Genomic DNA, 21,423 nt, shown 5'->3' with positions numbered 1-21,423 from the left:
TTTCGGCGCCCCGGGCCGGCCGTTTCGCGTTCCCCCTCGTCCGCACCCCCCACGAACCGTTCCCCGGAGGAGCACCGTGCCCGAACTGCCCGAGGTCGAGGTCGTCCGGCGCGGGCTGGCGGCCTGGGCGTGCGGCCGTACCGTCGCCTCCGTCGAGGTCCGGCACCCGCGGGCCGTCCGCCGGCACCTCGCCGGCGCCGCCGACTTCGCCGCGCAGCTCACCGGAGAGCGGCTGGGCCCCGCGCGGCGCCGGGGCAAGTACCTGTGGCTGCCGCTGGAGGGGCCCTCGGGCCGGGCCGTCCTCGCCCACCTGGGGATGAGCGGCCAGCTCCTCGTCCAGCCCGAGGACGCTCCGGACGAGAAGCACCTCCGGATCCGGCTGCGCTTCGAGGACGACGCCGGCACCGAGCTGCGCTTCGTCGACCAGCGCACCTTCGGCGGGCTCTCGCTCCACGACACCGTGCCGGGCGACGACGAGGCGCTCCCCGACGTCATCTCCCACATCGCGCGGGACCCCCTGGACCCGGCCTTCGACGAGGCCGCGTTCCACGCCGCCCTGCGCCGCCGCCGCACCACGGTGAAGCGCGCCCTGCTCGACCAGTCGCTGATCAGCGGGGTCGGGAACATCTACGCCGACGAGGCGCTGTGGCGCTCGCGGCTGCACTTCGACCGCCCGACGGCCGGCCTGACCCGCCCCCGCACGGCCGAACTCCTCACCCATATCCGTGAGGTCATGAACGAGGCGCTGGCCGTCGGCGGCACCAGCTTCGACAGCCTCTACGTCAATGTGAACGGCGAATCCGGCTATTTCGACCGCTCGTTGGACGCTTACGGGCGGGAGGACGAGCCCTGCCGACGCTGCGGCACGGCCATGCGGCGCAGCCCCTGGATGAACCGGTCCAGCTACTTCTGCCCGCGCTGTCAGCGGCCGCCGCGCGCCTGAGCCGTCAGGCCGGCCGGAGGCCGGCGTCGTACCGCTCCCGCGCGGCGTCGATGTCCGCCTGCCGGGCCTGCACCAGCTCGATCACGCCCATCAGCCGCTCGGCGACCTCTTCGCCCAGCGGCGTCAGGCTGTAGTCCACCCGCGGCGGGTTGGTCGGCTGTGCCGTGCGGTGCACCATGCCGTCCCGCTCGAGGGCCTGGAGCGTCTGGGACAGCATCTTCTCGCTGACGCCCTCGACGCGGCGGCGCAGCTCGTTGAAGCGGAGGGTGTTCTCCAGCAGGGCGGTGAGGGCGAGCGAGCCCCAGCGGCCGGTGATGTCGAAGAGGGTCTCCCGGGACGGGCAGTCGCGGGCGTAGACGTTGAAGGCGAGCGCCTCGGTACAGGTGATCTTCCTGGTCGGTGCTGCGGTGCCGTCGGCTGTCATGGACCCAGCGTACTCTCCCACAGCGCTTCCCTAGGGGTTGCGCTAACCAAAAGTTAGTGCTTTCCTTTGGTTATCGGCACGGCCCGCAACGGCCGGCCGGCCCCCTCAGCTCTGCCTCAGGAGAACCCCATGACCACGCCCGTTGTCTCGATCGCCTTCCACTCCGGCTTCGGCCACACCGCCGTCCTCGCCGAGGCCGTCCGCGCCGGCGCCGCCGAGACCGGCGCGACCGTCCACCTGATCGAGGTCGACAAGATCACCGAGGAGCAGTGGGCGCTGCTCGACGCCTCCGACGCGATCGTCTTCGGCTCGCCGACCTACATGGGCACGGCCTCCGGCGCCTTCCACACCTTCGCCGAGGCGACCTCCAAGCGCTGGTTCACCCACGCCTGGCGCGACAAGCTGGCCGCCGGCTTCACCAACTCCGGCTCCAAGAGCGGCGACAAGCTGCACACCCTCCAGTTCTTCGGCATCCTGGCCGGCCAGCACGGCATGCACTGGGTGAGCCTCGGCCTGCACCCGGGCTGGAACACCTCCGAGGCGTCGGAGAACGACCTCAACCGCCTCGGCTTCTTCCTCGGCGCCGGCGCCCAGAGCAACAACGACCAGGGCCCCGAGGGCGTCCACAAGGCGGACACCGAGACCGCCGCGCACCTCGGCCGCCGTGTCGCCGAGCAGGCCCGCGTCTTCGCGGCCGGCCGCGCCGCCCTCTGACGGCAGCGCCCCCCACGGCACTGACCGCTGCCCCCCCCCACGCGCCGGCGGGCGGGCCGCACCCGGAAGCCCGGGATGCGGTCCGCCCGCCGGCGTTCGCGGTTCTCGTCGTGCGGCGGCTCTCTCAGTACCCGAAGTCCTGCGTCCACCACGGGCCGCCCGCGCCGTGCTGGACGCCGACGCCGAGGGTCCGGTAGTCGCAGTTGAGGATGTTCTGCCGGTGTCCCGCACTGCGCATCCACGCGTCGACGACCGCGTGCGCGTCGGCATGACCGCGGGCGATGTTCTCCCCGCCCAGGTTCCGGACGCCGTGCCGGGCCGCCCGGTCCCAGGGGGAGCGGCCGTCCGGATCGGTGTGGTCGAAGAAGCCGCGCCGCGCCATGTCCTCGCTCATCGACTGGGCGAGGGAGGTGAGCCGCGCCTCCGTGCGCAGCGGCCGGCAACCGGCCTTCGCCCGTTCGGCGTTGACCAGGGCGACGACCGTCCGCGCCGCGGCGCCCCGGGTGTCGGCGGCGGCCTCCGCGGCCGCCCGCGCGTCCGCCTCGCCGGCATGCTCCGCATGGTCGGCCCGCAGCCGGGCGGCCGCCGCCTGCTCCGCCCGCGCGGCCGCGGCCGGTACCGCGTCCCGCCGCCGCGCGTCGACCGCGACCCGGGCCGCGGCGGAGCCGGGGACGGCGACGGACGCCGACGCGGCGGATGCGGAGGCGGACGCGGCAGTGGAGGCGGTGGACGCGGCGGTGGAGGCCGTCGTGGTGTCCGCGACGGCCGGCGGACGCTCGGCGGACGTCCGGGCGACGGCCTGCACCAGCGAACGGGCGCTCCCGCGGTCGTACGCCGTACCGACCGCTGTTCCCGGCCGCGCCACCGGCACCGTCGGGCCGGTGTGCCCGCCGGTCGGCGGCTGCCCGGGCCGGGCGCCGGGCGGCACCTCGATCGGGGCGTCGGCACGGACCTGGCCGCCGGGGACGCCGCCGCGCCCGCCGCCGCTGCTGTCGCCGACGGTCAGCGGATTGCCGGGCAGCAGGCCGGAGACCATGGCCACGGCTCCTATGGCCACCGCGGCCGAGGCGCCGAGCAGGCCGGTCCGGGCGGGGGCCTTCGCCTTCTGCGCCTTCGGCGGCCGGACGGCGCCGCCGCCGACGGCACCGGTCCTCGCCACGGCGCCCCGGCCGGACTCGCGCCTCTCGCGCGCGGCCTTCTTCTCCTTGGGCTGTTTCTCCGGCCGCGGCGCGGACGCCTTGTCCGGCCCTTCATCCGGTCGGTACCGGCCGCTCTCGGGCGTCGCGGCCCGCCGTTCCCCGCGCCCGGCCCGGCGCCGGCCGCGATGCCGGCCGTTGGCCGGACGGTGCTCGCCCGGCGTCGCCGCACCCGGACCGGTACGCGCGTCACCGGCCGGGAGGGGGACCTCCACCGGCACCGCCACCGGGAGGGGCACGGTGGGCGCCTCGTCCGGGTCGTACGGCTCGGCGGCCGCGTGTGAGGGGGGCGTCGGGGCCGGTGTGACGGCCTTGGCCGGCTCGGTCGTCTCGCTCGTCAGGGGATCCCTGGATGCCCGGGGACTCGCTGTCGCTTCTTCGGAGGTCACGGGGGCAGAGCGTCGATGGCGACCCATCCGCTGCCTTCCTTGGGTGCTCGGCGTCACGGTGCGTGGGGTGTCACTCGTACGGGCTAGTCCTTTTCGAGGCGCGACTGTACGGCACGAAATCAGGGGTCGAAGTGCTGCTTATCTAATTGGCCGGTTAGCGTGCAGACATGAACGACTGTGTCCGTCTCACCGCCTGGGTTCGTGGTCATGTGCAGGGTGTCGGCTTCCGCTGGTTCACCCGGGAGAACGCATTGCGCATCGGCGGGCTGATCGGTTTCGCCTCGAACCTCGCCGACGGCCGCGTCCAGGTGGTGGCCGAGGGTTCCCGTGCGGCGTGCGAGGGACTGCTCGACTGGCTGCGCAGCGGGGACACGCCCGGGCGCGTGGACGGTGTCACCGAGATCTGGGCCACACCGCGCGGCGGCTACGACGGCTTCGAGATGCGCTGACCGGGTACCGCCGAAAGGGCGGAAGAAGCCGGAATCCGGCGCGCCCCGGGGTCTCTTTATATGCCAATGGCATATGCGCTCAGTGGATATTGCCTGATGGTTGCCAAGACGGCGCCGCCATGGAAGGCTGCACCCCAACGGATGATCTCCCCGCCCTCCGGGCCCGGTCAGGGAAAGGCGCCGCGCATTCGACCGCCGCGCACCGCCGGGACGCCCGTCGATACGCGGTGTGATCGTGTTGACCGTCAAACCATTTGGTGAGACTCTGGAAGCCCCGCGCACCTTAGCTGTTTGGCATGGAAGACACGAGCAAGAGCGAAGGCCAAGCACCGCGGGTGCGAATCCCTCACGACCCACACCGCTTAGGTCGGTCACTCAGTGTGGAGGACCATCCATCATGGCAAAGGCGCTTCTCGGTTACGTCGGCGGCTCCGACCCCCGAGTCCTCTCCGAGATGCGACGGCTTCAGCAGCGAGTCCAGGACCTGGAATCCGAGCTCATCCGGATGCAGGCCGAGAACGACGCGCTGTCTGCCGCCGCTCACCGCGGTGACTCGCTGCTCGACAGCATCGACGTTTCCAAGGCGGAGCCTGCGCTCGCCTGACCGCAACGGTCCCGCTCCGGGGGCCCGGTCGGGCTGCACTGTCAGCCGCTCGAGAATCTGCAAGGGACGCTTCGGCGTCCCTTCGTCGTACCCGCCTCCGCCGACGGCTCCCGCCGGCCGGCCGCTCCGTTCCCCGGGCGTCCCCCGTCGTTCCTTCCGTCGTCCACTGGCGTTCGCCCCCCGTCCCGTACCGCAACTGTGCCCTCCCCGTTCCGAGGCGAAACCACGGCCCGCGGATCGCGTCGCGGCGCGCCAGCGGCCCGCACGGGCCCGGAACGGCGCAGGACAGAACGGTAAAGTCGGTCCGCGTGCACCTCAAGAGCCTGACCCTGCGCGGGTTCAAGTCCTTCGCCTCCGCCACCACCCTGCGCTTCGAGCCCGGCATCACCTGCGTCGTGGGCCCCAACGGCTCCGGCAAGTCGAACGTCGTGGACGCCCTCTCCTGGGTCATGGGCGAGCAGGGCGCCAAGTCGCTGCGCGGCGGCAAGATGGAGGACGTCATCTTCGCCGGGACGACCGGCCGGCCGCCGCTCGGCCGCGCTGAGGTCTCGCTCACCATCGACAACTCCGACGGCGCGCTCCCCATCGAGTACGCCGAGGTCACCATCACGCGGATCATGTTCCGCAACGGCGGCAGCGAGTACCAGATCAACGGGGACACCTGCCGCCTCCTCGACATCCAGGAGCTCCTCTCCGACTCCGGCATCGGCCGCGAGATGCACGTCATCGTCGGCCAGGGCCAGCTCGACTCCGTCCTGCACGCCGACCCCGCCGGCCGCCGCGCCTTCATCGAGGAGGCCGCGGGCGTCCTCAAGCACCGCAAGCGCAAGGAGAAGGCGCTCCGGAAGCTGGACGCGATGAAGGCCAACCTCGCCCGCGTCCAGGACCTCAGTGACGAACTGCGCCGCCAGCTCAAGCCGCTGGGCCGGCAGGCCGCCGTGGCCCGCCGGGCCGCCGTCATCCAGGCCGACCTGCGCGACGCCCGGCTGCGGCTGCTGGCCGACGACCTGACGGCCCTGCGCGAGGCGCTGCGCGCCGAGATCGCCGACGAGGCCGCGCTCAAGAGCCGCAAGGACGCCACCGAGGCCGAGCTGCGCGAGGCGGCCCGCCGGGAGGCCGAACTGGAGCGGCAGGTCGAGGAGCTGGCGCCGCGGCTCGCCACGGCCCAGCAGACCTGGTACGAGCTCTCCCGCCTCGCCGAGCGGGTGCGCGGCACCATCGGCCTCGCGGACGCCCGGGTCACCAGCGCCACCGCCGCCCCCGCCGAGGAGCGGCGCGGCCGCGACCCCGAGGACCTGGAGCGCGAGGCGGCCCGGATCCGCGAGCAGGAGGCCGAGCTGGAGGCCGCCGTGGAGGCCGCGGGCCGGGCCCTGGAGGACACCTCCGCCCACCGCGCCGACCTCGAACGCCGCCTCGCCGACGAGGAGCGCCGGCTGCGCGACGCCGCCCGCGCCCTCGCCGACCGCCGGGAGCAGCTCGCCCGGCTCCAGGGCCGGGTCACCGCGGCCCGCGGCCGGGTGGCCTCCGCCGAGGCCGAGGCCGGCCGGCTGGCGACCGCCCGCGACGAGGCCCGGGAGCGTGCGGCGGCGGCGCGGGAGGAGTACGAGCTCCGGCAGGCCGAGGCGGACGGCACCGATGCCGGAGACGCCGAACTCGCCGGCCGGCTGCGGGCCGCCAAGGAGGCGCTGGCCGAGGCCGACGCCGCGCTGGCCGCCGCCCGCGAGGCCGCCACGGACGCCGAGCGCCGCCGGGCCGCCGTCACCGCGCGGCACGACGCGCTGGCCCTGGGCCTGCGCCGCAAGGACGGCACGGGCGCCCTGCTGGCGGCGGGGGAGCGGTGGGACGGGCTGCTGGGCCCGGCCGCGGAACTCCTCACCGTCGCCCCCGGGTACGAACTTCCCGTCGCCGCCGCCCTGGGCGCCGCCGCCGACGGCGTCGCCGTCACCGGCCTCCCGGCCGCCGCCGAGGCCCTGCGGCTGCTGAAGAAGGAGGACGTGGGCCGCGCGGTCCTGCTGCTCGGCGGTGCCCCTTTCGCCGCCACCCCGGAGCGGCCCGCGCCGCCCGTCGGCCGGTACGCCGCCGGCCTGGTCACCGGTCCCGACGAACTGCTGCCCGCCGTGCGGCGGTTGCTGGACGGCGTCGTGGTCGTGGACGCGCTGGAGGACGCCGAACGCCTGGTCGCCGCGCGGCCGGAGCTGACCGCCGTCACCGCCGAGGGCGACGTCCTCGGCGCCCACCTCGCCCAGGGCGGGTCCGAGGGCGCGCCCAGCCTGCTGGAGGTGCGGGCGGCCGTCGACGAGGCCGCCGCCGAGCTGGCCGGGCTGGACGAACGCTGCGCCGCGCTGGCCCGCGCGCAGCAGGAGGCGGGGGAGGAGCGCGTACGTCGCGCCGCCCTCGTCGAGGAGCTGGCCGCCCGGCTGAGCGCCGCCGACCGGGAGAAGTCCCGGTCCGCGCAGCTGCTCGGCGGGCTCGCCGGGCAGGCCCGCGCGGCGGCGGGCGAGGCCGAACGGGCCGCCGCCGCGGCCGCCCACGCGGAGGACGCCCTGGTCCGGGCGCGCGAGGAGGCCGAGGAGCTGGCCGCGCGGCTGGCCGCGGCCGAGGAGCTGGGCGAGGACGAACTCGTCGAGGAACCGGACACCGCCGTCCGCGACCGGCTGGCCGCCGACGGCGCCAACGCCCGGCAGACCGAGATGGAGGCCCGGCTCCAGCTGCGCACCCACGAGGAGCGGGCCAAGGCCCTGGCGGGCCGGGCGGACGCGCTGGACCGGGCGGCGCGCGCCGAGCGGGAGGCGCGGGAGCGCGCCGAGCGGCGGCGCGCGCGGCTGCGGCACGAGGCCGAGGTCGCCACGGCCGTCGCGGCCGGCGCCCGGCAACTGCTGGCCCACGTCGAGGTGTCGCTGGTCCGCGCGGACGAGGAGCGGCGGACCGCGGAGGCGGCGAAGGCGGAGCGCGAACGCGAGCTCGTCGTGGGCCGCAACCGGGCCCGGGAGCTCACGTCCGAGCTGGACAAGCTGACGGACTCGGTGCACCGGGGCGAGGTGCTGGGCGCCGAGAAGCGGCTGCGCATCGAGCAGTTGGAGGCGAAGGCGCTGGAGGAGTTCGGCATCGAACCGGCGGCGCTGGCCGCCGAGTACGGTCCGGACCAGCCGGTGCCGCCGTCGCCCCCGGCGGAGGGCGAGGAGCCGCGGGAGCTCGCGCCCGTCCCGTACGTCCGGGCCGAGCAGGAGAAGCGGCTGCGCGCCGCCGAGCGGGCGTACCAGCAACTGGGGAAGGTCAACCCGCTGGCGCTGGAGGAGTTCGCGGCGCTGGAGGAGCGGCACAAGTTCCTCTCGGAGCAGCTGGAGGACCTGAAGAAGACCCGGGCCGACCTGCTCCAGGTGGTGAAGGACGTGGACCGGCGGGTGGAGGAGGTCTTCACCGAGGCGTACCGGGACACGGCCCGGGAGTTCGAGGGCGTCTTCTCCCGGCTGTTCCCGGGCGGCGAGGGCCGGCTCGTCCTCACCGACCCCGACGACATGCTGGCCACCGGCGTGGACGTGGAGGCGCGGCCGCCGGGCAAGAAGGTCAAGCGGCTGTCGCTGCTGTCGGGCGGCGAGCGGTCGCTGACCGCCGTCGCCCTGCTGGTGGCGATCTTCAAGGCGCGCCCCAGCCCGTTCTACGTGATGGACGAGGTCGAGGCGGCGCTGGACGACACCAACCTCCAGCGGCTGATCGGGATCATGCGGGAGCTCCAGGAGAGTTCGCAGCTGATCGTGATCACGCACCAGAAGCGGACGATGGAGGTCGCCGACGCGCTCTATGGCGTGTCCATGCAGGGCGACGGTGTCTCAAAGGTGATCAGCCAGCGGTTGCGGTGACCGGATCTCGTCCCTGCCGGTCGGCGGACTGGTGATCGTCTGTGCCCCGAACGGCCCCACATTCCGGGCATTTTTCATGATCGCCTTCAAGTATTGAAGGCAAACTACCCCAAAGGCAGGGGATAGTTCTTCGTCACAAAGTATTGACTTCGCCAAATGAAGACATAGGGTCTGCTGCGTCGCTTATGCCTTCAACTGGTGGGCACTTGGATCATGTGACCCACTGGAAAGGCCACCCCCACACCTTTCCCGGCAATGTCGCCGAGGAACCCAGGAGTACACGTTGACCAGCACTGCGATGGCGCAGGGGGCCGAGGGCCGCAAGGCCCAGCCGGACCACCTCGGCCACGTCATCTTCATCACCGCGGCCGCGGCCATGGGTGGCTTCCTCTTCGGCTACGACAGCTCCGTGATCAACGGCGCGGTCGAGGGCATCCGCGGGAAGTACGACATCGGCTCGGCCGCCCTGGCCCAGGTCATCGCCATCGCGCTGATCGGCTGCGCCATCGGCGCCGCCACCGCGGGCCGCATCGCCGACCGCATCGGCCGCATCCGCGTCATGCAGATCTCGGCGACCCTCTTCACCATCAGCGCCGTCGGCTCCGCGCTGCCCTTCGCCCTCTGGGACCTGGCCTTCTGGCGCGTCCTCGGCGGCATCGCGATCGGCATGGCCTCGGTCATCGGCCCGGCCTACATCGCCGAGGTCTCCCCGCCCGCGTACCGCGGCCGCCTCGGCTCCTTCCAGCAGGCCGCGATCGTCGTCGGCATCGCCATCTCGCAGCTGGTCAACTGGGGCATCCTCAACATGGCCGACGGCGACCAGCGCGGCAAGGTGCTGGGCATCGAGGCCTGGCAGCTGATGCTCGGCGTCATGGTCGTCCCGGCCGTCCTCTACGGCCTGCTCTCCTTCGCCATCCCCGAGTCCCCGCGCTTCCTGATCTCCGTCGGCAAGATCGACAAGGCCAAGGCCGTCCTCGCGGACGTCGAGGGCAAGGACGTCGACCTCGACGGCCGCGTCGCCGAGATCGAGCACGCGATGCGCAGCGAGCACAAGTCCAGCTTCAAGGACCTCCTGGGCGGCAAGGCCGGCTTCCTCCCGATCGTCTGGGTCGGCATCGGCCTCTCGGTCTTCCAGCAGCTCGTCGGCATCAACGTCGCCTTCTACTACTCGGCGACCCTGTGGCAGTCCGTGGGCATCGACCCGAGCGACTCGTTCCTCTACTCGTTCACCACGTCGATCATCAACATCGTCGGCACCGTGGTCGCGATGCTCCTCGTCGACCGGATCGGCCGCAAGCCGCTCGCGATCGTCGGTTCGGCCGGTATGGCCGTCTCCCTGGCCCTGGAGGCCTGGGCGTTCTCCTCCCAGGCCGGCGACGGCTCGCTGCCGACCGCCCAGGGCACCGTCGCCCTGATCGCGGCCCACGCCTTCGTCCTCTTCTTCGCCCTCTCCTGGGGCGTCGTGGTCTGGGTCTTCCTCGGCGAGATGTTCCCCAACCGCATCCGCGCCGCGGCGCTGGGCGTGGCCGCGGCCGCCCAGTGGATCGCCAACTGGGCCATCACGGCGAGCTTCCCGAGCCTGTCGGACTGGAACCTGTCCGGCACCTACATCATCTACACGGTCTTCGCCGTGCTCTCCATCCCCTTCGTGCTCAAGTACGTCAAGGAGACCAAGGGCAAGGCGTTGGAGGAGATGGGCTGACATCCCCCCGCCGCCCTTCTCCACGGACAGGCCGTCCCGGTTCGCACCGGGGCGGCCTGTCCGCTGTCTACTCTGAGACCGTGCTCTCCCTCGTCGTGGCCCCTTACGGCCGCCCCCCGGTGATCGAGCGGAACGCGGACGCGGTGCACTACGCCGCGAGCACCATGAAGGTGGCCGTCCTGGCCGCCCTCCACCGCTCCGGCACCGACCTCGACCGGCCCGTCCCGGTCGTCAACCGGTTCGCCTCCGCGGCCGGCGGCACGTACGCCAACGACCCCGCCGAGGACAGCGATCCGCTGCCCTGGCGACGGCTCGGCGAGACGGTCCCGCTGCGCTGGCTCGCCGAGCGGATGGTCACCCACTCGTCCAACCTGGCCACCAACCTCTGCCTGGCCGAGGCCGGGTACGCGGCCGTGGCCGAGGTCTGGCGCCGGGCCGGGGCCACCCGCAGCACCGTCACCCGCGGCATCGAGGACCACCGCGCCCGCGCGGCCGGCCTCCAGAACCACGTCACCGCGCGCGACCTCAGCGCCCTCCTGGTCTCGCTGGAACCCGAGGTCCTGGCCCTGCTGGAGCACAACGCCCACGCCGTCGACCTCGCCGCGGGGCTGCCCCCGGGCACCCGCCTGGCCGGCAAGAACGGCTGGATCACCGGCCTTCGCCACAGCGCCGCCGTCGTCCACCCGCCCGACGCCCCGCCTTACACGATCGCCGTCTGCTACACGGGCCCGCTCGGCTCGGGCGACGACGTCGAGGACCCGGCGGCGCGGCTGCTGGCGCGGGTCTCGGCGGGGGTGTGGGAGCGGCGGCACGAGCTCGGGGGACGGCGGGGGAGCGGGGGTAGGAGCGGGTGACGGAGGCCCGGGGACGACCGTCCCCGGGCCCGTCGTGTCACACCGCTACGGCGTCACCGCCTCACGGCACGACCGTCCAGCGCTGCCGGGCGTCCTCGGCGCAGGTCTCCATCGTCACGTAGGCCGCCTCCCGCGCGGGCGCCACCAGGCACAGGTGTGATGTCTCGTTGCGGAAGCGGAGGGAACCGTCGCGGTAGGTCTCCGCCTGCCAGCGGTGGTTCGTGCCGTCGTTCTTGCCGGCGGTGCAGCCGTGCAGGACGGAACGGTCGCCGTTCAGGAGGTCGGCGCACAGCTTGCCGCCGGCGATGTTCCGCAGCCGGACGATGTTGTTGCCCTCGCCCGCGTACTGGACGTCCCAGCGCTGGCTGTTGATTCTGTCGGGCCGCCGGACGGTCAGGGCGGTGCCGTCGCGGCCGATCCCGCCGTAGGTGTCCAGGTCGAGGCCGTTCGAGGCGCGCAGCCGGACCCGTCCGTCCGTCTCCTCCCACACCCGCTCGGGCACGGCGCGGGAGCTGTCCCACCACTGCTGTTCCGCGCTGTCGTTGCACGGGAGCGCGCCGGCCTCGCCGTTCCGGCCGCCGGTCAGACACAGCTCCGAGCGAAGGGAGTTGCGCCAGCGCAGCGGGCCGCCGGGCGCGCCCGGGTCCTCGGGACGCCACTGCGCTCCCGGCGCGTCGCACGGCAGCATGATGACGGACAGCGGGAGGAACGGGTTGACGCCCGGGCACAGGGTGGGGGCGGCGGCGCGTGCACCGGACGCGAACCGGGGGCTGCCGCCGTGGGCGAAGCGGTACCAGTGGCCCTGCACGGTGTCCATCCGGAACCGCTGGCGGGTGTTGTACCGCCGCTGCGCGGTGGTCACCCGGTTTCCGGCGCCGTCCGGGGCGTCCAGGACCAGACCGGTCCCGGCGTTCTCCAGGCCGGTGGAGAAGTTCTGGACCGGCCCGTCGGGCGCGGCCGGCACGGGCGTCGGAGCCGGTTCGAACTGGACGGGGTAGTGGTCCGCGCCGCGCGCCGAGGGGATGCCCGCGTTGAACGCGGGCGTGCCGCGCGTGATCGCGTAGTCGAGCTCGCCGCCCCGCTGGTGGGTGGAGCGGCCCGTCCGCGCCAGCCGCTCGTCGGGCCGCAGGCGGAGGCTCTGCTCGCGGGCCTGCCGGTCGGTGCGGTTGCGGATGTCGAGGTTGAAGTCCCCGACCATCACCCAGTTCTCGCCGGCCCGGGTGGCGGCCCGGATCCGCCGGAGCAGCGGGCCGACGTCCGCGCCGCGCGCGTGGACGTTGTAGTAGACGGTGTTGCCGATCCGTACGCCGAGGGCGCGGCGGTAGCGGTACTCGTTCCGCGGCTCGTCCCGGTTGTACAGCGGGTTCTCGATGACACGGATCTCGTCCGCGCGGGCGTGGGTGACCACCGCGAGGTTGACCCGGCCGCCCTGCCAGCGGTCCCGCCGCGTTCTGTTGTCGCGCTGCGGGTCGGTCTGGAGGAAGTACACGTGGCGGGTGTTGTGGCGGTAGCGCCACACCGTGTGGTTCACATGGCCCGGCAGCCCGTACGGGAACGGGCCGGGGATGCGGATCGACTCACCGACGCCGTACCGCTGGTGCGCCGCGGCGGGCGGCCCGCTGCCCGCCTCCTGGAGGGCGACCACCTCGTTCCGCATCGTCAGCGGGCCCACCTCGCCGGACCAGCGGAGCCCGTGGTCCGAGCCCTGCATGTTGTACGTGGTGAACGGCCGGTCGCCGCCGGTCTGTTGCACGTCCCGGCCGTCCGCCCGCGCCACGTCACCGCCCGCCCCGGGCGCGGCCCCGGCCCCGACCAGCAGCCCGGCCGCCAGCAGCCCGGAGGTGAGGACGGCGGTCAGCCGCGATCTGGGGGTTCCGGAACGGGAGACGGGGCCGGGCCGGGAGCGGGGCCGGGGCCCGGGTAATAAGGGTGTGCGCATCGTGGTCTCCTCACGGGAGAACGGGAATGGGCAAGCGCAGACAAGCGCAGACAAGTGCGGAATCGATCCGTTCATGTTGGGAAGGTCCGCGTCAAGGGTTTCCCGTGCCTCAACTGCCCTCTGCAGTAAGGCTTTCGGCCACACAGCCGCCCTGTTCTTCCGCGCGTACGGACCGTCGGCACCGTTCGAAGGCGACCGCGGGGTGGTGCCCGGGGCGGCCGTGACCGCGATCCCGCTCCGGCGGCGAGGGACACGTCGGTGAAACGATCATCAAGGACGACCGGGGCTGGGCCTCTTGGGCGGACTGGCTCGCGGTTCCCCGGCACACTTTGTCCGCGCTGGTCGGCGCCGTCGTGGCGCAGGGGCGGGACAACGCCGACGCGATTCGGATGTTCCGGCCGGGTGTCGACCTCGCCGCTGAGACCCGCGCCAAGGAAACGGCGGGACTCGGCGAACGGCTGGATGAGTCGGATCTGTACCCGGACGCCCGCCCGGCGTTGCGGGCGCTCCGCTCCACCGGTCTGCGCGTGTTTCTGGCCGGCAACCAGACCGCCCGGGCCGGTGACCTGCTCCGGGCCATGAACCTTCCTGTCGACGCCGTCGCGACCTCGGGGGAGTGGGGGGTGGCCAAGCCGGACCCCACCTTCTTCGCCCGCGTGGCCGAGCTGGCCGGGACCTCGCCGGAGCGTACGGTTTACGCGGGTGATCACCCTGCCCACGACTGCGTTCCCGCGGCGGCGGCCGGGTTCCGCACGGCGCACCTGCGGCGAGGGCCGTTGGGGCACCTCTGGGCGGACAGCGCGGAAGCGGCCGTGGCGGACTGGCGCGTCCGGCCCTTGACGGAGCTCGCTGTACTACTGCGTTCGAAAGATGTGCTTCAGAGTTCTGAGTAGGCGATCCGCCGCCCCAACTGCAGTCCCGCATAGGGGTGAGCGCTGACGTGACCACGCGCCCGCGCTCTACGCTTGCCGTGTCGAGCCGCTGCCGTGTCGAGCCACGCGAAGAAGGGCATCCCATGCCGGACGAGGCCGCCCCGGACCCGTACGCCCATCCGCTGGTCTTCGGCCAGCGGATGCAGATCCTGCGCACTCGCCGCGGAATGAGCCGTCCGGTGCTCGCCGGGCTGCTCGGGCGGTCGCCGTCGTGGGTGAAGCAGGTGGAGAACGGCGTCCTCAACATGCCGTCCCTGTCGATGATCCTGCGCATCGCCGAGGTCCTGCGCGTGCGCGACTTGGTCGAACTGACCGGCGACCCGGGCATGTCGGCCGAGCTGTTCACGGGCCCGGGGCACCGGCTCCTGCCTGCGGTACGGGAGGCGGTGGACGCGTTTCCGGTCCGGTGCGAGCGCGAGCCGGTGCCGGCCACGCACCTGCGGTTGCGGCTCGACCGCGCCTGGGCGGCGCGCCATTCCGCCGCCCACCATCGTGCGGCCGTGGGCGCGCTGCTGCCCGGCCTGATCCGTGACGCGCAGTGTGGCGCGCGGGCCGCCGAGTCGTCGGCCGAGCGGCGGGCGGTGCAGGCGGTCCTGTCCGAGGTGTACTCCCTGGCCCAGTTCTTCGTGGCCTACCAGCCCGACCCGGCCCTCCTCTGGCGGGTGGCCGAACGCGGCATGGTCGCCGCCCAGGAGTCCGAGGATCCGCACGCCATCGGCGTGGCCGCCTGGCTGACCGTCCAGGCCCACCGCGACGCCGGGCACTTCGACGCGGCGGAGACCGTCAACGCGGAGACGCTGCGGTTCCTGGAGCCGCTGCTCCCCGAGGCGAGCACCGAGGTGCGTGCCGTCACCGGGGCTCTGCGCTTCGAGGCGGGGTACACGGCGGCACGGCGTGGTGAGGCGGGGACCGCGTGGGGCTGGTGGGACAGGGCTCGTCGGGTCGCGGAAGGGCTGCCCTCTGGTTACTACCACCCCGTCACCTCGTTCTCCACGACCGTGATGTCGGCCCACGCCGTCACCGTCGCCGTCGAGTTGCGTGCGGGCCCCGAGTCCGTCAGGCAGTCCGCCCGGGCGAACGGGAACCTGATCCCGTCCCGCCCCCGCAGGGCGCGGCACCGCATCGAGGAAGCCCGCGCCCACCACCTCGCCGGCCGGCCGGACGCCGCCCTGGCGATCCTGGCCGAGGCCCACGCGACGGCACCGGAGACGATCGCCTACAACGGCTACGCGCGGCGGATCGTGCTGGAGGAAACGGAGTCCCGGAGCCCGGAGCGACGGCGGCGTGCCGGCGAACTCGCCGTGAAACTGGGGGTTCTGGCGGCCTGACTGCGCCTGCTGGAACTCATGAGCGAGGGGCAGGAATCCTGTCCCTTCCGCTTTTCCCAGAGCCGTACGGTCGGCGCCACACCACGTCCGTCAGCGGCTCAGGGAGTTTTATGGACATCACCACGACGGATCGGGCGACCGCCCTGCCTGCCGAGCAGAGCGCCTCAGGGCGCCCGGCAACGGGCAACCTGCGAGCCCGGCCCGACCACCGCGACCAAGGGCCCGTCCCGGACGTGGCACAGCCTCGGACATCCGACCTGTGTCACTTCGGACAGCATGCGCGGTGCCCCGGAGCCACGGTGATCCGCTGGATCTCCGGCGACTCCGACCGTGACCGTACCGAGCGCTCGCTGTGCGACTGCCCTTGCCATGAGCGAGTGGCGGGCCGGGCCGGGAGCCAGCCGCGGTCCACCGATGCCATCTCGGCCCCCAAGGGAAAGCCCCGCCCATGACCTCTCTCCTCCGCCTCCACCCCTGGCTCGCCACCGGCCCCGCCGCCTAGCTCGTCTCGCGGGAGGTGCACCCCGGGGTGGCCCGGGAAGCGCGGGCCAAGGGGCTGCCGGCCACGTTGCGGGCCGGGGTCCACTTTGACGCCGTCCACGTTTCCGCCGCGCTCGTCGAGAGGCGGGCCGCGAGCCGGGAGCGTGGCGCGGTGGAGGCGTGGTTCCGGGAGGGCGGGATCACCGCGGCGGTGATCGTCTCCCGGCTGCGGGACCGGTATACCGCGCTCGTGCCGCCGGACGCCGCCACAGGATGGGACGTGGTGCACACCCACTGCCTCGGGGCGACTCGTCACACCCCTTACCTGGCCGTCCCGGTCCCCACGCGCCGCCGTCCGCCGGGCGCCTTCTGGCTGTTGCCCGCGCCGGACGGGGAGGGCATGTTGTGCGCTCCCGACCGGCTGCGGGAGTTGCTCGGGGGCGCGTCGCCGCGCTGACGGGCCGCTTCACGCGCGACGCCCCCGCACCGGTGGCCGGTGCGGGGGCGTCGTGGACGTGAACGGCGGAGCCGTCAGGTGGACGTGAACGGCGGAGCCGTCAGACGGTGGCCTTCGGGCGGGCCGTCTCGTCGTCGCGCTGGGACGGGACCGGGGCGGCGCCCGTCTCGCGCGGGGTGGGGAGGACGGCCATGATGATCGCGGAGATCACGATGGTCGCGGCCCAGCCCAGGCCGTACTTGCCGATGAAGGTCGTGGCCAGCGGGCCGGTGAACCAGGCGCAGTCGGTGAAGCAGAGGCCCGCCAGCAGGGCCACGGCCCAGGACGTCATGGCCTGCCAGCAGAAGCCGCCGACGTACCAGTAACGGCTGGTGCGGCCGGTGTCCATGAGGGCCTCGGGGTCGTAGCGCACGGCGCGCGAACGGCGGCGGAACATGTCGACCGCGTAGACGCCGATCCAGGCGGAGAAGGAGACCGCGAGCAGGATCAGGAAGGTGATGAAGGAGCTCAGGAAGCTCTTCGCCACCAGCATCAGCATCAGGCCGCCGACCAGCGAGATCACCGCGTTGATGCTCACGGCCATCGCCCGCGGCAGCTTGACGCCCATGGTCTGGGCGGTGAAGCCGGCCGAGTACATGGAGAGGCTGTTGATCAGCAGCATGCCGACGATGGCGGTGATCAGGTACGGGACCGCGAGCCAGGTCGGGAGGATGTCGCCGAGGAAGGAGACCGGGTCGGCGGCGTTCGCCAGGTCCGGGGTGGACACGGCCATCACGGCACCCATGAGCACCATCGGCACCATGACGAGACCCGCGCCGGAGATCGTCGTCCCGACGATCTTCTTGCCCGACGCCGAGTGCGGCAGATAGCGGGCGAAGTCCGGGCCGGTCGGGACCCAGCTGATGCCGCCGGCGGCGATGGTGCCGACACCGGCGACCACCATGGCCGTGGTGCCCGCGGGCTTCGAGAAGACCTCGTCCCAGTCGATGTTGGCGATCAGGTAGCCGAGGACGAGCACGCTGAAGATGCCGAAGAGGTACGTCGACCAGGTGTTGCAGACGTTGAGCGCCTTGCGCCCCATGCCGCTCACCAGGAACGTGCTCGCCACGAACGCGAGCAGCGTGACCACGATCAGCGCGGTGTTGCTCTTCACGCCGAAGACCAGGTCGAGGACGGTCAGCACGGCGTACGCGCCGGTGACCGCGTTGATCGTCTCCCAGCCGAAACGGGCCACCCAGAGGATCGCGCCCGGGAAGAGGTTGCCCCGCACACCGAACGTCGCGCGGGAGAGCATCGCGCCCGGCGCGCCGCCCCACTTGCCGGAGACCGACAGGACACCCACGAGACCGAAGGAGACCAGCGCCGCGCAGGCGGCGACGATCAGGACCTGCCAGAAGTTCAGGGAGTTGAAGACGATCAGCGCCGCGCCCATGGTGAGCAGCAGGACGCTGATGTTGGCGGCGACCCAGGTCGGGAAGAGCTCCCGGACCCGGCCGTGCCGCTCGTGGTCGGGGACAGGCTCGATGCCGCGCGTCTCGATGGCGCTCGCGACGCCGTCGGTGCTGGACACGTTGGCGCCTTCGGCAGCGTTGTCCATGGTGGGGGCCATATCGGGGGCTCCGTGCGGGGTGTGAACAGGGCGGGCCCTGAACAGCGGGGGACAGAAAGGAACAGTCGGACTCTACGCGCGTCGCGCAGCCCGGACCATCGTACTTACTTCCAACTTTGCGCAGTTAGTGCCATTGGTCCTTGTGGAAAAGCACAAGAGCGGCGGCGGAAGAACAGAAGAACACGGGAGTGCCGCGTCGTCGGGCGTTGAGGCGCCCTGGCGGCAGGACTGACGACGTCGGATATCGGGATGTCGCGAGCAGCCGGTGCCGCCAGTGCGAAGCGCTTCGGCCGAAGCGTTTCGCACGCTGCTTGACGTCGAGAACGCCCCAAAGAAACACTGATCCACGGTCGAGAGAGCGGCCATGACCCCCGTGACGGAGCAGGCGATGCGAATCGGTGCCGATCAGGTGCAGCTGGACGAGTACGGGCGCACCTGTTACCAGGACGCACTCTTCACCGGCGAGGTCGAGAGCCACGCGGACAGCGGGCAGCTGGTGATGCTCTTCAGCTACGCCGACGGCGTCGAACACGGGCCGCAGCAGGCGTGGTGGCCGGACGGAACCAAGCGGACCGAGGGCGTCACCAGGATGGGCGCCGCCGTGGGTGAGTGGCGGCACTGGCACTCCGACGGCCGGCTGTCGGAGCTGGTCGTCCTGGACGAGCACGGCCGGATGATGAGCAGAAAGCGCTGGAACGCCGCCGGTGAGCTCACCATGGACAAAGCAATCCGCCGACCCGGCTGATCCGGCCGCACCGGACGAGCCGGCCTGAGGCTTCCTCGCCCGACCGAGTCGACCGAGTTACCCGTCCCGGCCCGGCAGGCTGTGGGGCCCAGGCCCAGCGGTTGATGCCAGGCCCGTCGTCAGCGGACGAAGATCCGGTGCGGATCGCGGATGGCGGCGGGCTGGTCCCGATCCAGGCCGGCCCCTGGGTAGGCCTTGCTCGCGCTCCTCACCCCGAAGCTGCCGAGCACGGCGAACAAGCGGGTCACGCCGGCCGAGCCGGGAGCAGCGCCGCCGCCCCCGATGAGGCAGGCGGTCACGATCAGGGCCACCCCGGCCAGGAGCATGACCCAGCCGAGCATGCTGCTGGACTCGGCGCCGACCGCGGCGCCGCAAGATGAAGTGACGGCCCGTGCGCGTACCGTCACGAGTTCGCGGCTTCTGCGATTCGCGACCTTCGGTGTCCGATACTGGGTCCGTTATGGAAATCGTCATCCTTGCTGTAGTCATCGCTGTGGTCGTGCTCGGCGCGATCAGCGGGCTCGTGGTCAGCAGCCGCAAGAAGAAGCAGCTGCCCCCGGCTCCGCCGCCGAGCAGCCCGTCCGTCACCGCGCCGCCCGCCGAGCCCCACGTCGGCGAGGAGGCCGAGACCCCGCGCGAAGAGAAGCGCCGCACCGTCGAGGAGGTCGAGCTCCCGCCGGCCCCGGAAGAGGAGGCGGCCCCCCCGGAGGCCCCCGAAGAGCCGGCGCCCGAGCCCGAGGCGCCCGCCGTCGAGGTGCCCGAGCCCACCGCCGGCCGCCTCGTCCGGCTCCGCGCCCGCCTCTCGCGCTCGCAGAACTCCCTGGGCAAGGGGCTGCTCACGCTGCTCTCCCGGGAGCACCTCGACGAGGACACCTGGGAGGAGATCGAGGACACCCTGCTCACCGCCGACGTCGGCGTCGCGCCGACGCAGGAGCTGGTCGAGCGGCTGCGCGAGCGCGTCAAGGTGCTCGGCACCCGCACCCCGGAGGAGCTGCGCGACCTGCTCCGGGAGGAGCTCCTGAACCTCATCGGCACCGACGCCGACCGTGCCGTGCACACCGAGCCCGGCGTGGGTGTCAACGGTGAGGAGAAGCCCGGCGTCGTCATGGTCGTCGGCGTCAACGGCACCGGCAAGACCACCACCACCGGCAAGCTCGCCCGCGTCCTCGTCGCCGACGGCAAGTCCGTCGTCCTCGGCGCGGCCGACACCTTCCGCGCCGCCGCCGCCGACCAGCTCCAGACCTGGGGCGAGCGCGTCGGCGCCCGTACCGTCCGCGGGCCCGAGGGCGGCGACCCCGCCTCGGTCGCGTTCGACGCGGTCAAGGAGGGCATCGCGGAGAGCGCGGACGTCGTCCTCATCGACACCGCCGGCCGCCTGCACACCAAGACCGGGCTCATGGACGAGCTCGGCAAGGTCAAGCGCGTCGTCGAGAAGCACGGCTCGGTCGACGAGGTGCTGCTCGTCCTGGACGCCACCACCGGACAGAACGGCCTGGTCCAGGCCCGGGTGTTCGCCGAGGTCGTCAACATCACCGGCATCGTGCTCACCAAGCTCGACGGAACGGCCAAGGGCGGCATCGTCGTGGCCGTCCAGCGCGAGCTGGGTGTGCCCGTGAAGCTGGTCGGCCTGGGCGAGGGCGCGGACGACCTCGCGCCGTTCGAGCCGGAGGCGTTCGTCGACGCCCTGATCGGGGACTGACGGGCGGCTCGCCGGAGCGTGGGAACGGGTTCTGCCGCGGAGACGCGCGGCAGGGCCCGTTTCGCGTTCCGGGGGCGGCGGTACGAGGGCGGGGTGCGGCTGCGCGGGGTCGGGGTGCGGCCGTACGGTCCGGGGCTCGCCGAAAGCTGCTGGACGGTCCTGGACGGCCCGGGGCTCGCCGGCCGGCGGCGGAGGTGCGCGTGGGGGAGCGCGCGTGGGGGCGGTGCGGGCGTCGGCGCCCGGCGGGTCGGCGTCCGGCGGGTCGGGCGTCAGGCCGCGCCCGAGCGGTGGCAGACGTACGCGAGGGTGCCCAGCAGCAGCCGGGCCTCCGGCGGGCGGTAGGCGGTGTCCAGGGCCGGCGGGCGCAGCCAGCGCATCGGGCCGAGCCCGGCGAAGTCGGACGGCGGCGCGGTGACATGATCGCCGATGCCGAGGCCGTGCAGGTCGAGCCGGGCGTCGTCCCAGCCCATCCGGTAGAGCAGCTGCGGGAGTTCGGCGGCGGCCCCCGGGGCGACGAAGAACAGGGCGCGGCCGTGCGGGGTGAGGGCCACCGGGCCCAGCGGGAGCCCCATTCGCTCCAGCCGGGCGAGCGCGTGCCGGCCGGCGGCCTCCGAGACCTCCAGGGCGTCGAACGACCGTCCCACCGGCAGCAGGACGGCGGCGCCGGGCACCCGCGCCCAGGCGGCCGCGGCCTCGTCCAGGGTGGCGCCCGCCGGGACGACGGGGGCGAAGGGGAGGGGATGGGCTCCGGGGGAGGGACAGTCGCCGGCCCCGCACGAACACGACACCTGCTGCCCGGCGCGCACCGCGCGGGCGCCGGGCACCACGTCCCAGCCCCACAGTCCGGTGCACTCCGCGACCACGGTCACGTCATCGGACGTACGGCCCCGGCGCCGAGAACTCGCACGCAGGTCCCGGATGCCGCCGATTGTGAAGCCCATGCCCCCTCCAACGGGTCCTCTACGCGGTTGGTTACGGGTCGGAGTGTCCTGGACACGTACCGTCGCGGGACCTGCTTCATGGCGGCGCGACGGTGTGCGGCGGGGTGTGTGACCTGCGGCGCGCGCCGTGTCGTGCGCCAGTTCACCCCTTGCCGGACGCC

18 protein-coding genes are annotated in these 21,423 nt (G+C 73.1%); 12 read left to right on the top strand and 6 right to left on the bottom strand.

Going from position 1 to position 21,423, the window contains the following annotated elements:
- The first annotated feature begins 76 nt into the window (after positions 1-76).
- The gene (gene mutM, locus ACH4PU_RS00465) at positions 77-943 is read left to right on the top strand and encodes a bifunctional DNA-formamidopyrimidine glycosylase/DNA-(apurinic or apyrimidinic site) lyase (protein ID WP_398264079.1); all 867 of its coding nucleotides are present in this window, start codon (positions 77-79) and stop codon (positions 941-943) included.
- Positions 944-947: 4 nt separating this feature from the next.
- Here the strand turns inward: mutM and ACH4PU_RS00460 are convergent, their stop codons facing one another.
- Positions 948-1,367 (bottom strand): winged helix-turn-helix transcriptional regulator, encoded by a 420-nt coding sequence (locus ACH4PU_RS00460; protein ID WP_398264077.1) that lies wholly within the window; start codon positions 1,365-1,367, stop codon positions 948-950.
- Between the two features lie 129 nt (positions 1,368-1,496).
- Here ACH4PU_RS00460 and ACH4PU_RS00455 point away from each other — a divergent pair, with 129 nt between their 5' ends.
- On the top strand, positions 1,497-2,081 hold the full coding sequence (locus ACH4PU_RS00455) for a flavodoxin family protein (protein WP_398264075.1): 585 nt from the start codon (positions 1,497-1,499) through the stop codon (positions 2,079-2,081).
- Between the two features lie 124 nt (positions 2,082-2,205).
- On the opposite strand, the gene ACH4PU_RS00450 is transcribed toward ACH4PU_RS00455, so the two are convergent.
- Entirely contained in the window at positions 2,206-3,666 is a 1,461-nt protein-coding gene (locus tag ACH4PU_RS00450) for a CAP domain-containing protein (protein ID WP_398264073.1), read from the bottom strand.
- 167 nt (positions 3,667-3,833) lie between these two features.
- On the opposite strand from ACH4PU_RS00450, the gene ACH4PU_RS00445 reads away from it, so the two are divergent.
- From ACH4PU_RS00445 to ACH4PU_RS00425, 5 genes are all read left to right on the top strand, one after another.
- Entirely contained in the window at positions 3,834-4,115 is a 282-nt protein-coding gene (locus tag ACH4PU_RS00445) for an acylphosphatase (RefSeq protein WP_398264071.1), read from the top strand.
- 397 nt (positions 4,116-4,512) lie between these two features.
- A complete protein-coding gene (locus tag ACH4PU_RS00440; RefSeq protein WP_004944922.1) occupies positions 4,513-4,719 on the top strand; it encodes a hypothetical protein in 207 nt (68 codons plus the stop codon).
- A gap of 308 nt (positions 4,720-5,027) precedes the next feature.
- Complete coding sequence (smc, locus tag ACH4PU_RS00435) at positions 5,028-8,576, top strand: chromosome segregation protein SMC (RefSeq protein WP_398264068.1); 3,549 nt, start codon at positions 5,028-5,030, stop codon at positions 8,574-8,576.
- A gap of 283 nt (positions 8,577-8,859) precedes the next feature.
- On the top strand, positions 8,860-10,278 hold the full coding sequence (locus tag ACH4PU_RS00430; RefSeq protein ID WP_398264066.1) for a sugar porter family MFS transporter: 1,419 nt from the start codon (positions 8,860-8,862) through the stop codon (positions 10,276-10,278).
- An 80-nt stretch (positions 10,279-10,358) separates the two neighbouring features.
- The gene (locus ACH4PU_RS00425) at positions 10,359-11,132 is read left to right on the top strand and encodes a serine hydrolase (protein WP_398264064.1); all 774 of its coding nucleotides are present in this window, start codon (positions 10,359-10,361) and stop codon (positions 11,130-11,132) included.
- Positions 11,133-11,193: 61 nt separating this feature from the next.
- Here the strand turns inward: ACH4PU_RS00425 and ACH4PU_RS00420 are convergent, their stop codons facing one another.
- Positions 11,194-13,071, bottom strand: a complete 1,878-nt coding sequence (locus ACH4PU_RS00420) for an endonuclease/exonuclease/phosphatase family protein (RefSeq protein WP_398264062.1) — start codon at positions 13,069-13,071, stop codon at positions 11,194-11,196.
- A 329-nt stretch (positions 13,072-13,400) separates the two neighbouring features.
- On the opposite strand from ACH4PU_RS00420, the gene ACH4PU_RS00415 reads away from it, so the two are divergent.
- The 3 genes from ACH4PU_RS00415 (at position 13,401) to ACH4PU_RS00405 (ending at position 16,268) form a co-directional block, all read left to right on the top strand.
- Positions 13,401-13,964 (top strand): HAD family hydrolase, encoded by a 564-nt coding sequence (locus ACH4PU_RS00415; protein WP_398264060.1) that lies wholly within the window; start codon positions 13,401-13,403, stop codon positions 13,962-13,964.
- A 122-nt stretch (positions 13,965-14,086) separates the two neighbouring features.
- The gene (locus ACH4PU_RS00410) at positions 14,087-15,331 is read left to right on the top strand and encodes a helix-turn-helix domain-containing protein (protein ID WP_398264057.1); all 1,245 of its coding nucleotides are present in this window, start codon (positions 14,087-14,089) and stop codon (positions 15,329-15,331) included.
- A 529-nt stretch (positions 15,332-15,860) separates the two neighbouring features.
- On the top strand, positions 15,861-16,268 hold the full coding sequence (locus ACH4PU_RS00405; RefSeq protein WP_398264055.1) for a hypothetical protein: 408 nt from the start codon (positions 15,861-15,863) through the stop codon (positions 16,266-16,268).
- A 100-nt stretch (positions 16,269-16,368) separates the two neighbouring features.
- On the opposite strand, the gene ACH4PU_RS00400 is transcribed toward ACH4PU_RS00405, so the two are convergent.
- The gene (locus ACH4PU_RS00400; protein ID WP_398265278.1) at positions 16,369-17,865 is read right to left on the bottom strand and encodes a purine-cytosine permease family protein; all 1,497 of its coding nucleotides are present in this window, start codon (positions 17,863-17,865) and stop codon (positions 16,369-16,371) included.
- A 376-nt stretch (positions 17,866-18,241) separates the two neighbouring features.
- Between ACH4PU_RS00400 and ACH4PU_RS00395 the strand changes: the two genes are divergently transcribed.
- A complete protein-coding gene (locus ACH4PU_RS00395) occupies positions 18,242-18,622 on the top strand; it encodes a toxin-antitoxin system YwqK family antitoxin (RefSeq protein WP_398264053.1) in 381 nt (126 codons plus the stop codon).
- Between the two features lie 119 nt (positions 18,623-18,741).
- On the opposite strand, the gene ACH4PU_RS00390 is transcribed toward ACH4PU_RS00395, so the two are convergent.
- Entirely contained in the window at positions 18,742-19,029 is a 288-nt protein-coding gene (locus tag ACH4PU_RS00390) for a hypothetical protein (protein WP_398264051.1), read from the bottom strand.
- A gap of 53 nt (positions 19,030-19,082) precedes the next feature.
- On the opposite strand from ACH4PU_RS00390, the gene ftsY reads away from it, so the two are divergent.
- Positions 19,083-20,321, top strand: coding sequence for a signal recognition particle-docking protein FtsY (ftsY, locus tag ACH4PU_RS00385; protein WP_398264049.1), 1,239 nt, complete (start codon positions 19,083-19,085; stop codon positions 20,319-20,321).
- A gap of 269 nt (positions 20,322-20,590) precedes the next feature.
- Here ftsY and ACH4PU_RS00380 read toward each other — a convergent pair whose 3' ends face one another.
- On the bottom strand, positions 20,591-21,262 hold the full coding sequence (locus ACH4PU_RS00380; RefSeq protein ID WP_398264047.1) for a bifunctional DNA primase/polymerase: 672 nt from the start codon (positions 21,260-21,262) through the stop codon (positions 20,591-20,593).
- Positions 21,263-21,423 lie beyond the last annotated feature (161 nt).

Origin of the sequence: Streptomyces sp. NPDC021100, from assembly GCF_044333095.1 — a bacterium.
GTDB lineage: Bacteria > Actinomycetota > Actinomycetes > Streptomycetales > Streptomycetaceae > Streptomyces.
Note: the sequence above shows the minus strand (reverse complement) of the source record. Positions and strands in the feature narration are given on the sequence as shown.